This window comes from Streptomyces sp. ISL-36, from assembly GCF_018614205.1.
In the GTDB taxonomy this organism is placed as follows: Bacteria; Actinomycetota; Actinomycetes; order Streptomycetales; family Streptomycetaceae; genus Streptomyces.
This window is the reverse complement of sequence record NZ_JAGGOS010000019.1, coordinates 42,277-55,200: the sequence shown is the minus strand read 5'-3', so window position 1 is coordinate 55,200 and position 12,924 is coordinate 42,277. Positions and strand designations below refer to the sequence as shown.

Sequence of the window (12,924 nt, the reverse complement as noted above, 5' to 3'; positions counted from 1 at the left end):
GGTGGCGCGTTCAGCCCGTCGGCGTGTCGTCGTCCTCGGTCAGCGTGCGCTGGGCGACGGCGAAGGCCGCGTTGGCAGCCGGCACACCGCAGTACACCGCCGTCTGGAGCAGCACGGCGCCGATCTCCTCGGGGCTCAGTCCGTTGCGCCGCGCGGCCCGTACGTGCAGCGCCAGCTCGTCGAGGTGGCCGTGGGCCACCAGCGCGGTGAGGGTGACCAGGCTCCGGTCGCGGCGCGAGAGGGTGGTGTCGGTCCAGATCTCGCCCCAGGCGTAGCGTGCGATGAAGTCCTGGAAGGGGGCGGTGAAGGCCGTCTGGCGGGCCTGCGCCCTGTCGACGTGCGCGTCGCCGAGGACGTCGCGGCGCACCCGCATGCCCCGTTTCGCGCCGCCGTCCGCGAAGTGGGCGCGCAGCGCGGCCAGGACGGCCTCGGGCTGCTCGGCCGGCGCGAGATGGGAGGCGCCCGGGATCTCGGTGAGGGCCGACCCGGGCACCGCGTCCGCGATCTCCCGCAGGTGGGCGGGCGGGGTCGCCGGATCCTCACGGCCGGCGACGAGCAGGGTCGGCGCGCTGATCGAGGCGAGCCGGTCGCGCAGGTCGAAGGCGGCGAGCGCGTCGCAGCATGCGGCGTACGCCCCCGGGTCGGCCTTGCGGTGGTCCTCGACCAGGGCGGGCACGGTGAAACCGGGCGTGAACCAGCGGGCGTCGGCGGTCTGGGCGAGTGCCGCCAGGCCCTCCCTCCGTACGGTCGCGGCGCGCTCCTCCCAGCGAGCGGCGCCGCCGAAGTGGGCGGAGGAGCAGAGGACGGCGAGACGCTCCACCCGCTCGGGGTGATGGGCGGCCAGGTGGAGGCCGACGGCTCCGCCGAGGGAGACGCCGGCGTACCCGAATCGGTCGGCGCCGAGCGCGTCGGCGAGGTCGAGGACGAGCCCGGCGAGGTCGCCCACCGTCGCTCCCGGCCCGATGAGGGAGGCCGGGGAGCCGCCGTGGCCGGGCAGGTCCCAGCGGACGACGCGGTGGGTGGCCGACAGTTCGGGCGCGAGCGCGTCCCAGAGGGCGGTGGACGTGCCCAGCGAAGGGCCGAGGATCAGGACGGGCGCGGTGGCCGGCCCTTCGGCGCGGTGGTGCAGGAGTGCCCCGCGTGGCTGGGTGGTGGTCACGGTCGCTCCAGTGCGCGGTCGGTCAGGGCTCCGGCGGAGCCGGTGCAGCGGGTGGGGTCGGTGAGCTCGGCGAGGTCGATTCCCGCCAACTCGTCTTCTTCTCCCAGCAGTTCGGTGAGCGGTCGGTTCTCGTCGCGGGCGCGGTGGGCGAGGGTGGTGAGGAGTTCTCTGGCGCGGGCGCGCCCCAGCAGGGGGGCGAGGGCGGCGGAGAGGCGCTCGGAGACGATCGAGCCGCCGGTGAGGTGGAGGTGTTCGCGCATGGTGTCCGGGTGGATGCGGAGTCCCGCGGCCAGCTCGGCGGCGTCGCGAGCGGCGCCGCCGACGAGGCGGAGCAGGTCGCGCAGGGGCTCCCACTCGGCGTGCCAGGCGCCGGCCGGGCGCTCGTCCTCCGCCGCCATGGAGGCGTAGAGGGAGGCGGCGAGGTGCGGGGCCCGGCGGGCGGCCGCGGCGACGAGGGTGGCACGGACGGGGTTCGCCTTGTGCGGCATCGCCGAGGACCCTCCCCCCGAGCCCTCCGTCACCTCGGCGATCTCGGTGCGGGAGAGGGTGAGGACGTCGGCGGCGGTCTTGCCGAGGGCTCCTGCGGTGAAGGCGAGGGCGCCCGCGAGGTCGGCGATCGGAGTGCGCAGGACGTGCCAGGGCAGCGAGGGTACGGCCAGGCCCGTCTCGTGGGCGTAGGCGGCGACGAGACGCTGAGCCACGCTCGCGCTCGCCTGCCCGTCCCTGTCCCCCTCGCCGTACGCCTCGAAGGCGGCCAGGGTCCCTGCGGCGCCGCCGAGTTGGGCGGGGAGGGAGTCCCGTACGGTGTGCAGCCGGTCACGGGCGTCGAGGATCAGGGAGCGCCAGCCCGCGGCCTTGAGGCCGAAGGTGGTCGGCACGGCGTGCTGGGTGAGGGTGCGGCCGGGCATCGCCGTGTCGCGGTGGGCGGCGGCGAGGGCGGCCAGCGCCCGCTGCGTACGGTCGAGGTCGCCCAGGATCAGGCCCAGCGCGCGGCGCGCGATCAGCATCATCGCGGTGTCCATGATGTCCTGACTGGTCGCGCCGCGATGGACGTACGCTCCCCACTCCCCCGGTACGGCGGCCGTGAGTTCGGCGACGAGCGGGATGACGGGGTTTCCGCCGTCGCGGGCGCGCAGGGCGAGGTCACGCACGTCGAAGGGGTGGCCGGCGGCCTCGGTGACCGCGTCGGCGGCCTCGGCCGGTGCCTGGCCGACGGCCGCCTGGGCGCGGGTGAGCGCCGTCTCCGCGTCGATCATCGCGCGCAGGAACGCGGTGTCACCGGTCGCGGCCTCGGCCGGGGAGCCTGCTCGCCCGGGGGCGAGCAGGCCGCTGTCGGTGACGACGGAGGGGGTGACGACGGGTGTCATACGAACTCCAGGAAGACCGTTTCGTCCTCGCCCTGGAGGCGGATGTCGAAGCGGTGCGTGCGATGCGTGCCGTTCTCGTCGGGCCGTGCGACCAGCGTGGCCCGGCGCCCTGCGGGCAGCGAGTCGAGCAGCGGATCGGCGCCGTCCCGCAGATAGGCGCGGGTGAAGAGGTGGTGCAGCAGTCCGCGTGCCAAGACGCAGACGCTGATGTACGGCAGCCCCGCGTTGCCGGGCGGCAGCGTGTGGAGCGCGTAGTGGCCGTCGGCGTCCGTGGCGACGCGTCCGAAACCGGTGAAGTCGGTTCCGTTGCGGCCGAGATGGCCGCCGGTCACGGGATCCCGGCGCATCGATCCGGGTGCGCCCGTGAGGGAGCCGTCGGGGGCCGCCTGCCAGAAGTCGAGGACCGCGTCGGGGACGGGGGCGCCCGCGCCGTCGTACACGTACCCGTGCAGGGTGATCTGCTCCGGATGGCCCTTCGGCGCTATCTGTCCGCCGTCGGGGAAGGGCAGGGCGTAGCCGTAGAAGGGGCCGACGGTGTGGGACGGGGTGGGGAGGAGCGGCTTCCCCGACTCGCTCGTCCCGTTCGTCTCAGGCATCTCGCTCGTCTCGCTCGTCTCGCTCATCGCGCGTCAGCGTCCTTCCTCGATCCAGGTGGCGGAGGGGCCGTCGAGCACGATGTCCCACTCGTAGCCGAGCGAGAACTCGGGCTGCGACAGCTCGTGCCGGTAGGTGGCGACGAGCCGCTCGCGGGCGGCCCGGTCGGTGACCGAGCGCAGGATCGGGTCGTAGGCGAAGAGCGGGTCGCCGGGGAAGTACATCTGCGTCACGAGCCGCTGGGTGAACGCGGTGCCGAAGAGCGAGAAGTGGATGTGGGCGGGGCGCCAGGCGTTGGTGTGGTTGCGCCACGGGTACGCGCCCGGCTTGATCGTCGTGAAGGTGTAGCGGCCCGCGTCGTCGGTGAGGGTGCGGCCGACGCCGGTGAAGTTGGGGTCGAGGGGGGCCGGGTGCTGGTCGCGCAGATGGGCGTACCGGCCGGAGGCGTTGGCCTGCCACAGCTCGACGAGCTGACCGCGCACCGGGCGGCCGGCGCGGTCGAGGAGGCGTCCGGAGACGGTGATCCGCTCGCCGAGGGGTTCGCCCGGGTGCTGGCGGGTGAGGTCGTTGTCGATCTCGGTGATGTCGGTCGGGCCGAAGACGGGGCCGGAGAGCTCCACCGTCTCCGGGTCGCCGCCGTCGACGGCCACGAGCGGCTGCCGTGGGTGACGGAGCAGGGAGCTGCGGTACGGGGCGTAGTCGCGGGCCGGGTGGCTGCGGGCCGCGGCGCCGGCGGCCAACTCCTTGTCGTAGGTGCTCTGCAGGTCGTCGATCTCGGTGTCGATGTCCGACTGGGTGAGGGCCATGGGTTTCCCTGGGTCGGTGTCTGCGCGGGTCGGTGTGTCGGCTGGACCGGTGTGTCCGCCTGGGTCGGTCGGAGTGTCGGGGTGGACCGGTGTGTCGGCCTGGGGCGGTGTCTCGGCGTGGACCGGTGTGTCGGCCTGGGTCGGTCGGTGTGTCGGCGTGAATCGGGGTGTCTTCGCGGGTCGGTGGGTCGGCCTCCGGGGGGTGCGGCTTCAGCGCGCGGGGAGGTCGAGGGCGCGGCGGACCTTCGCGGCCGTCCTGGCGAGGATCTCGTCGGGGTCGACACCGGGTGCGGTCTCGGTCAGGACGAGGCCGTCCTCGGTGACGTCGAGGACGCCGAGATCGGTGATGATCCGGTCGACGCAGTTCCGGCCGGTCAGCGGGAGGGTGCACTCCTCGACGATCTTCGGGGTGCCGTCCTTGGCGGTGTGGGTCATCACGACGATGACGGTGCGGGCACCGTGGACGAGGTCCATCGCTCCGCCGATCCCGGTGATCAGCTTTCCTGGGACGGCCCAGTTGGCGAGGTCACCGCGGGCGGAGACCTGCATGGCACCGAGCACGGCGACATCGATGTGACCGCCCCGGATCATCCCGAAGGAGAGCGCGGAGTCGAAGTAGGAGGCGCCGGGCAGGACCGTGACGGTCTCCTTGCCGGCGTTGACGAGGTCCGGGTCGACCTCGTGCTCGGCCGGGTACGGGCCGGTGCCCAGGATGCCGTTCTCGGACTCGAGCACCACCTCCACACCGTCCGGGAGGTGGTTGGGGATGAGCGTCGGCAGGCCGATGCCGAGGTTGACGTACTGGCCGTCCTTCAGCTCGTGCGCGGCGCGGGCGGCCATCTGCTCGCGGCTCCAGCTCATCGCGTGGTCCTCTTCTCTATCCGCTTGTCGGCCGCCTGTGCGGGGGTGAGCGCGATGACACGCTGGACGAAGATCCCGGGCAGATGGATCCGGTCGGGGTCGAGCTCGCCGGGCTCGACCAGCTCCTCCACCTCGGCGATCGTGACCTTGCCGGCCATCGCGGCCAGCGGATTGAAGTTCCGCGCCGACTTGTTGAAGACCAGGTTCCCGTGCCGGTCCCCCTGGGCGGCGCGGACGAGTGCGAAGTCGGTGCGGATGCCGCGCTCCAGGACGTACTCGGTGCCCTCGAACTCCCGCACCTCCTTCGCGGGCGAGGCGAGCGCGACGCCGCCCTGCCCGTCGTAGCGCCAGGGCAGTCCGCCCTCCGCCACCTGCGTACCGACGCCGGCCGGCGTGTAGAACGCCGGGATTCCGCAGCCTCCCGCGCGCAGTCGTTCCGCCAGCGTGCCCTGCGGGATCAACTCCACCTCCAGCTCGCCGGCCAGGTACTGCCGGGCGAACTCCTTGTTCGCCCCGATGTACGACCCCGTCACCCGCGCGATCCGCCCCGCCGCCAGCAACACCGCGAGGCCGGAGTCCATGGCACCGCAGTTGTTCGACACGACGCCCAGCTCCGCGACGCCGCGCTCGTACACGGCCTCGATCAGTACGTTCGGTACGCCGCTGAGGCCGAAGCCACCCACGGCGAGCGACGCTCCGTCGTGAACGTCGGCCACCGCCTCGGCCGCCGACGCGACCACCTTGTCCATACGAGAAGCCTCCGAATTAATCAGTGCACTGAGCATCTGCGTCGATGGCGTCATGCTGGCATTCGCGGGCTCCACCGTCAACAGTCCCGGGAGGAGCCGACGCCGGGCGCGTATTGTTCAGTGCACCGACGAACAAGTGGGAGGCACACCATGGCCGCGGTGGATCTGACCACCCATCCCGGGCACCTGGCCCGGCGGCTCCAGCAGGCACACCATCTGCTGTGGAACACGATGGTCTCGGAGGAGATCACCTCCCCGCAGTTCGGTGTGCTCAACGCCCTCACGGCCGAGCCCGGGCTCGATCAGCGGACCGTGGGCGAGCGGGTGGGGCTCGACCGCTCGACCATCGCCGAGGTCGTCAGCCGCCTCCTCCGCCGCGGCCTGCTCGACAAGGTGCGCGACCCGGAGGACGGCCGCCGTTTCCTGCTGCGCCTGACCGAGGAGGGGGAACGGACGCACCGCAGGCTGACGGTGCGCACGGCGCGGATGAACCAGGTCTTCCTGGCGCCGCTCTCCACCGAGGAGCAGGCGCAGTTCATGAGCCTGCTGCTGCGGGTGTCGGACGCGGCGGAACAGCTGCGCACCCCGGCGGATCCCCTCGTCCCCACGGCCTGAGCTGCGCGGGGCCTGAGGCCCGAGGTGCGCGGACCTGGGGCCTGAGCTCCACCGGACCTGGGGCCTGAACCGCGCGGGACGGGTCGTCACACCTCCGACACGTGGGCGTCACACCTCCGGCACGTGGGCGAACCGCCCTGCCGTGCGCAGGTCCTCCTCGATCCGCGCGACCGCGGCGCGCAGCTCGGGCAGCACCTCGTCGACGCACTCCCGCGTGCTGCGGCGGCTGCTGTGCATGGCCACGTTGACCGCCGCCACGACCGCGCCGGCGCGGTCGCGCACCGGTACGGCGATGGACCGCAGCCCCTGTTCCAGCTCCTCGTCGACGAGGGCGTACCCCTGCTCCCTCACCCGCTCCAGGATGTCGGCGAGTTCCTCGCGCCCGGTGACCGTGTGCGGGGTGAGCGCCCGCGGTTCGACGCGCGCGAGCCAGTCGGCGCGCTCCTCGGGCGGAAGGTCGGCGAGCATCACCCGGCCCAGCGAGGTGGCATGGGCGGGGAAGCGCGTGCCGACGGTGATGTGGACGCTCATGATCCGCCGGGTGGCGACACGGGCGGTGTAGCGCACGTCCTCGCCGGCGAGTACCGCGAGGGACGCCGAGTCGTGCACCCGCCGGGACAGCTCGGCGAGATGGGGCGCCGCGATCTGCGGCAGCGGCATCCGGGAGAGGTGGGGGAAGCCGAGCGCGAGCACGCGAGGGGTGAGCCGGAACAGGCGGCCGTCGGCGCTGACGTATCCGAGGTGCTCGAGCGTGATCAGGGCGCGCCGCGCGGTGGCGCGGGCGAGGCCGGTGGCCTCGGCGACGGCGGTCAGGGGAAGGGCCGCCCGGTCCTCGCCGAAGGCGGTCAGGACCGTGAGGCCGCGCGCGAGCGACTCGACGAAGCCGCGGCCGAGTTCCTGCTTCGAGGCGTGCGTCCAGGCGGCGAGGCCCGAGGGCGGCGCCTGTCCGGCTCGCGGCGCGGGCGGTGTACGCCGCAGCAGCTCCTCCCATCCCGCCACGGCCGTGCGGAGCCGGGGCAGCATCGCCTCGCGGAGGGAGGAGGCCGTGTGGCGGCTGGTGTGGCTCACGATGCTGGCCACGCAGACCACGGCGCCCGCCGCGTCCCGTACGGGCAGGGCCAGGGCGATCAGGCCGGGCTCGATGAGCTGGTCGTCCACCGCCCAGCCGCGCTCGGCCGCCCGCGCCGCTCGGGCCGCGAACTCCTCGGCGTCCGGCCCGGGCCCGGGCGGCACGGCGGGAAAGCCGGAGCTGTGCGGGTCGGCGGCGCGGCGGGCGCGCCAGCGCTCCCACTCCGCCTCGGTCCAGTCGGCGGCGAACAGCGCGCCGGGGGCGGTGCGTTCGGCGGGCAGCAGGTCGCCGATACGGAAGCTGAGGGACATCGCGCGCCGGCGGGTGGCCTGGTGGACGAAGCGGATGCCGTCGCCGTCGGCGACGGCGAGGGAGACCGACTCGTCGAGGGCGTCGGCGAGGGCGTCGGCGGGTCCGCCCAGGAGGCCGGGGAGGCGGAGCGCGTCGAGATAGGCGTTGCCCAGTTCCATGAGGCGGGGGGCGAGGAAGACGTCACGGCCGTCGAGTCGTACGTATCCCATGCGCGCGAGCGTGCCGGTGACCCGGTCGACGGTGGAGCGGGCCAGGCCGGTCGTGCGCTCCAGGTCGCTGAGGCTGAGGGTTCCGTCGGCGTCGGTGAGCCGGCGCAGCACGGCGAGCCCACGCATCAGCGGGGCGACGGCTTCCTGCGGAACGTCCGGCGGCGCCTCGGCCCCCGGGGCCGGCGCGGTTCGGGTCGGTGGCATGGGCTCTCCCTGACGGATCTTGGGGACACCGTAATGAATGGCGGGCGTGCGGGCCCAGCGCGTCCCCGCGGAGGGCATTGACAGCCGCCCACCGCGGGCGCAGACTCGGCGCCGCCACTCTGTGAACTTTTCTTCACTATACGAACAACAGTACCCGCGGCTTGATGAGGAGACCTTGCATGCACACGACCGTCGGGATCATCGGCGGCGGCCCCGCCGGCCTGCTGCTCGCCCGCCTGCTCCACAACGCCGGCATCGACTCCGTGGTCCTGGAACGCCGCGACCGCGTCTATGTGGAGCAGCGCCAGCGCGCCGGAATCCTCGAACAGGCCACCGTCGACGCCCTGCGCGACGCCGGGGCCGGGGCCCGGCTCGACACCGAGGGCCTCGCCCACGACGGCATAGAGCTGCGCTTCGACGGACGCTCCCACCGGGTGGACTTCCCCTCGCTCGCCGACGGCCGCCGGGTGTGGGTCTATGCGCAGACCGAGGTGGTCAAGGACCTGATCGCGCTCCAACTCACCGAGGGCGGCCCGCTGCTCTTCGACGCCGAGGTGCGGGCCGTGGAGGCCGTGGACAGCGACCGTCCGGTGATCCGCTACACCCACGAGGGCCGCGAGCAGACGCTGACCTGCGACTACGTGGTCGGCTGCGACGGCTTTCACGGGGTCTCGCGGGCGGCCGTGCCGGAGCGCGAGCGCACGACGTACGAGCGGACCTATCCGTACTCCTGGCTCGGCATCCTCGCCGAGGCGCCGCCCGTGTACGACGAGTTGGTGTACGCGCACTCCGAGCGGGGTTTCGCGCTCGCCAGCATGCGCTCGCCGTCCGTGAGCCGGCTCTACCTCCAGGTCGAGAACGGCACCGACCCGGCCGACTGGCCCGACGAGCGGATCTGGGACGAACTGGACGCCCGTCTCGCGCTCGCCGCAGAGCCGGAGTGGCGGCTGAAGCGCGGGCCTGTCACCCAGAAGTCGGTGCTGCCGATGCGCAGTTCGGTGACGGAGCCGATGCGCTACGGACGGCTCCTCCTCGCCGGGGACGCGGCGCACATCGTCCCCCCGACCGGTGCGAAGGGGCTCAACCTCGCCGCCGCCGACGTGATCGTGCTGGCCCGTGCGCTGGCCCACTGGTCCTCCACCGGTTCGACCGGGCTTCTCGACACCTACTCCGACACCTGCCTGCGGCGTGTCTGGCGGGCGGAGCACTTCTCGTACTCGATGACGACGACGCTGCACACCGATCCCGAGCAGTCGGCGTTCGACACCCGGCTCCAGCTCTCCCAGCTCCACCGGATCGCGGACGCGCCGCACGCCGCCGCCGAACTGGCGGAGAACTACGTCGGCCTGCCCCTCCAGACGCAGGGCTGACCGCCGGGCCCGTCCCGTGAGCGCGGCGAGGCGGGCCTCCGGGCCGCTGCGCGCGCGTGCGGGAGGCACCGGGTGGGGCGCCCCCAGCTGGGCACCGGGCCGCGGGGCCGCGAGCTGGGCGCATGAGGCCGGCCCGTCGAGGGACGTCCCTCGACGGGCCGGCCTTCCCGCGTCCCGGGCGTCCCGGGCGTCCCCGGCGTCCCCGGCGTCTTGCCGCCGGCCGGGACTGGGACCGGACCGGGATCGGGCCGGGAACGTCTCAGTCCTGGGCAAGGCCGACGGGTGCAGGCGCGGGGGCCTTCCGGTCGGCGCCGCGCCCGAGCCTGAGGGCGAGCGGGACGAGCGAGATGGCGGCCGCGCCCACGAGGCCGGCGAGGGCGAAGGTGGTGAAGCCCCAGCTCTGGTTGCCGTTCGAGGCGAGCACACCGACCAGCCACGGGCCGACGACGGCGCCGGTGCGGCCCACGCCGGTGACCAGGCCGAGGCCCGCGGCGCGCTCGCTGTCGCGGTAGACGGTGCCGGTGGCCGCGTAGACCATCACCTGAGCGCTGAAGAGCCACACGCCCGTGACGGCGACGACGACGTAGGTGACACCCAGCGGCAGCTGGGCCTTGAGCAGCAGGGCGCCCGCCGCCGTGAGGACGAACCAGATCGCGGAGACCCGTACGGCGCCGAACCGGTCGGCGGTGCGGCCCGCGATGAGCATGCCGACGATGCCGCCGGCGTTGATGACCATCAGGAAGCTGACCGAGGAGTTGAGCCCGTAGCCGGACGCCCGCATCATCTGCGGGAGCCAGGTGGAAACTCCGTAGACGAGGAGCAGTCCGCAGAAGGACGCCAACCAGAGCAGCGGGGTGGCCCACCGGGACTCGGGGCGCAGCAGCGCGCGTATCGCGTCGATCCGTCCCCGTGCGCCGGCGCGCGGGGCCTCGACGGGGGTCGGGCGCGTGAGGCCGTAGCGGTCGGCGACCGCGTCGGCGCGTTCCCGCTCGCCGCGGGCGAGCAGCACGCCGGGCGACTCCGGCAGCAGCTTGAGGAGCATCGGGACGGCGATCACGGCCGGCAGGACGCCCGCCCAGAACACCCACCGCCAGCCCGCGGCGGGCGCCAGGGTCAGCCCGAGACCGGTCGCCGCCATGCCGCCGGCGTGGTACGAGGTCATCAGTAGTCCCGTCATGAGCGCGGCCCGGCGGGGCGGGGCGAATTCGAGGACCATGGCCAGGCAGAGCGGCATGAGCCCGCCGAGGCCGAGGCCGGCGACGAAGCGGCCCGCACCGAAGAGGGTGACGTCTCCGGCCAGCGCGCAGAGGCCGGAGCCGACGGAGAAGAGCACCACACTGGCGACGAGCATGGGCCGGCGCCCGAGCCAGTCGGTGACGTTCCCCGCCGCCAGCGCGCCGATGAGCATGCCGAAGGTGGTCCAGCTGCCGATGGTGCCGGCACCGGCAGGGGTCAGCCCGAGGCCGGCGTCGTCGAGCATGTGCGGCATCACCGCGCCGTAGATGTTGACGTCCATGCCGTCGAAGAACACGGCCAGCCAGCACAGCGCGAGCACCGGGAAGACCGTGCGGAGGGTGTGGGGGCCGCCGGGCGGGGCGGAGGTGGAAGCGGAGGCGGAGGCGGAGGTCATGTGGGTCCCTTGAAGGCCGTAATGCGAGTCTCGTTCGCGTGGTGAAGTTTGGTTCACTGATGGGTGGCATGAGTGTCGGGGCGAGACGTACGGGTGTCAATGAGTTGGGCGCGGGCGGATTCCGGGCCGGGACCGGAAGGGCCCCGGGGCCGCCTGGTCGGAGCTTCGCCGGAAGGCGGGGCCGCACGCGGGAGGTCGGGTTCACCGCGGCCGCGCCTGCTCTTCGGAGCACCGCAGCCACGACCGGGGGCTGCCCTGGCGGATGCGCCGACCGACACAGCAGTACGGGAGGAGGCCGGCGGCCCCATCGCCCGGGAGGACGGGACCGGGCTCCACTCACCGAGGGCGCCCTGATCGCGCACCCCCCGCGGCACCTTGAGCTGCCGGCCGTCCGTCAGGCCGTGCATGGCGTGCGACGGGACCGACAGCGGCACTCGCGAGGCGGCGCGGCCCCGCGGTCGTCCCCGACCGGGTCACGTGTGCCCCGTGCGGACAGTCGGGCGCGGCCTCCTGGGTGCCACGACCGAGAGGCACCACCTGCGGTGACGCGGAGGTGACGCCACGGACGTCCACGCGGCCTGCGCGGGACGGGCCGGATCACCCCATGGACGGCGGGCTTCGTCGAACGCGCCCCGGTGACGGATCGGCTCAGGCTCCCGCAGAAGCGACCGCCCCACCTCGTCCGGCAGCGCATGGAGAGCGTCGGTGCCTGCGCGAGGCGACCCGGGAGGCGGTCAAGGCGGGCCCCCGGCCGCCGGCCTGACCCGAGCACCGGGCGGCGATCACGAACCGACTGGCCCGCCCGGACGGCGAGGTGGCGAGAGGGGGCCGCATCCGTCATCTGCGGCCGGGCCCGGGTGGTGGGGTCGGGTCCCGGCGCGGAGTCGGCGTCGTGGGTCAGACGGAGCCCAGTTCCGTGCTCAGGCGGCGGGCGCCGTCCGCGGCGAGGGTCGCCCACTCCTCCTCCGGACGCTGCTTCCAGCGCATGTCGGGCACGGAGATGCTCAGCGCGGCCACCACCGTGCCGGTGTGGTCGCGCACGGGCGCCGCGACGCACGACACGTGCGGGTTGGACTCTCCGTACTCGAAGGCGAGTCCCGACGTGCCGATCTCCGCCAACTGGCGGGCGAGCGCATCGGGTTCGGTGATGGTGTTCGGCGTCAGACCCGGCAGTTCGCGCTCCAGCAGCCGCCGCAGTTCGTCCGGCGGCAGATGCGCCAGGAGCGCCTTGCCGACCGCCGTGCAGTGGGCCGGCACACGGCCGCCCGCCCGGGAGACCATCCGGACCGACTGCGTACTGTCCACCTTGCAGACGTAGACCACGTCGGCGCCGTCCAGAATCGCGACGTGGACCGTCTCGTCGCACGCCTCGGAGACCGCGCGGGCCACGCCCAGTCCGACGGCGTGCAGGTCGAGCCGCTCTGCGAAGGCGTTGCCCAGCCGGAAGACGCTCAGCCCCAGGTGGTACGTGGCCGTGGCCTCGTCCCGCTTCAGGTACGCGCGGGCGGCCAGCGTCGTCAGGATCTCGTGCACGGTCGTCCGGGGAAGCCCGGTGCGCCGCGCCACGTCGGGAGCGGACAGCCCCTCGCGTGCGTCGATGAACAACTCCAGGATGTCCAGGCTCCGCACGACGGCGGGCGTGAGACGCGGCACCTGTTTCCCCCTTCAGTCCGTCCGCGGCCTGCCCCCGCGGCGGACGCCACCTTATCCCCGGAAACGGCCTCCGGTGTTCGAGATTTCGCACACAGCCCGGCGAATCGACCGGGCCCCGACCTCCGGGGGCGACCGTCGACCCCCCGGCGTCCTGCGGCCTCCCTCCGCCCCCTGGTCCAGGGGCGCGGACTTCGGCGCCTGCTCCCGCCGGGACCGACGTGGGCCTTCGCCGTCCCTCCGCTCGGCGGGCGCCCACCGGACTTCCGGCCGGCCGGCGATCCCGACCAGGCCGGGGCCGTCCTCGGCGAGGCATGGCAGGGGCCGCC

The 12,924-nt window shown here is 73.8% G+C and carries 11 protein-coding genes; 2 read left to right on the top strand and 9 right to left on the bottom strand.

All coding sequences use genetic code 11. The features are described 5' to 3' along the window. Positions 1-10 precede the first annotated feature (10 nt). The 6 genes from pcaD to J7E93_RS04960 form a co-directional block, all read right to left on the bottom strand. On the bottom strand, positions 11-1,159 hold the full coding sequence (gene pcaD / locus J7E93_RS04985; RefSeq protein WP_215066009.1) for a 3-oxoadipate enol-lactonase: 1,149 nt from the start codon (positions 1,157-1,159) through the stop codon (positions 11-13). After that, positions 1,156-2,526, bottom strand: coding sequence for a 3-carboxy-cis,cis-muconate cycloisomerase (gene pcaB / locus J7E93_RS04980; protein ID WP_215066008.1), 1,371 nt, complete (start codon positions 2,524-2,526; stop codon positions 1,156-1,158). Before pcaB ends, pcaD begins: the two co-directional genes overlap by 4 nt. Further along, a complete protein-coding gene (gene pcaG, locus J7E93_RS04975; RefSeq protein WP_215066115.1) occupies positions 2,523-3,122 on the bottom strand; it encodes a protocatechuate 3,4-dioxygenase subunit alpha in 600 nt (199 codons plus the stop codon). The genes pcaB and pcaG overlap by 4 nt, the downstream gene beginning before the upstream one ends. A 33-nt stretch (positions 3,123-3,155) precedes the next feature. Continuing rightward, positions 3,156-3,926 (bottom strand): protocatechuate 3,4-dioxygenase subunit beta, encoded by a 771-nt coding sequence (gene pcaH, locus J7E93_RS04970; RefSeq protein WP_215066007.1) that lies wholly within the window; start codon positions 3,924-3,926, stop codon positions 3,156-3,158. A 210-nt stretch (positions 3,927-4,136) separates the two neighbouring features. Then, positions 4,137-4,787 carry a CoA transferase subunit B gene (locus J7E93_RS04965; protein ID WP_215066006.1) on the bottom strand — a complete coding sequence of 217 codons (651 nt, stop codon included), beginning with the start codon at positions 4,785-4,787 and terminating at the stop codon, positions 4,137-4,139. Continuing rightward, positions 4,784-5,536: a CoA transferase subunit A gene (locus J7E93_RS04960; protein ID WP_215066005.1), complete on the bottom strand. Its 753-nt coding sequence runs from the start codon at positions 5,534-5,536 to the stop codon at positions 4,784-4,786. Before J7E93_RS04960 ends, J7E93_RS04965 begins: the two co-directional genes overlap by 4 nt. A 150-nt stretch (positions 5,537-5,686) precedes the next feature. On the opposite strand from J7E93_RS04960, the gene J7E93_RS04955 reads away from it, so the two are divergent. Continuing rightward, positions 5,687-6,151 carry a MarR family winged helix-turn-helix transcriptional regulator gene (locus J7E93_RS04955; RefSeq protein ID WP_215066004.1) on the top strand — a complete coding sequence of 155 codons (465 nt, stop codon included), beginning with the start codon at positions 5,687-5,689 and terminating at the stop codon, positions 6,149-6,151. 108 nt (positions 6,152-6,259) lie between these two features. On the opposite strand, the gene J7E93_RS04950 is transcribed toward J7E93_RS04955, so the two are convergent. Then, complete coding sequence (locus tag J7E93_RS04950) at positions 6,260-7,945, bottom strand: IclR family transcriptional regulator C-terminal domain-containing protein (RefSeq protein ID WP_251066055.1); 1,686 nt, start codon at positions 7,943-7,945, stop codon at positions 6,260-6,262. A gap of 179 nt (positions 7,946-8,124) precedes the next feature. Here J7E93_RS04950 and J7E93_RS04945 point away from each other — a divergent pair, with 179 nt between their 5' ends. Beyond that, complete coding sequence (locus J7E93_RS04945) at positions 8,125-9,315, top strand: 4-hydroxybenzoate 3-monooxygenase (RefSeq protein WP_215066003.1); 1,191 nt, start codon at positions 8,125-8,127, stop codon at positions 9,313-9,315. 259 nt (positions 9,316-9,574) lie between these two features. Here J7E93_RS04945 and J7E93_RS04940 read toward each other — a convergent pair whose 3' ends face one another. Then, positions 9,575-10,945, bottom strand: coding sequence for an MFS transporter (locus J7E93_RS04940; protein WP_215066002.1), 1,371 nt, complete (start codon positions 10,943-10,945; stop codon positions 9,575-9,577). Positions 10,946-11,842: 897 nt separating this feature from the next. Continuing rightward, complete coding sequence (locus J7E93_RS04935) at positions 11,843-12,598, bottom strand: IclR family transcriptional regulator (protein ID WP_215066001.1); 756 nt, start codon at positions 12,596-12,598, stop codon at positions 11,843-11,845. Positions 12,599-12,924: the final 326 nt, after the last annotated feature.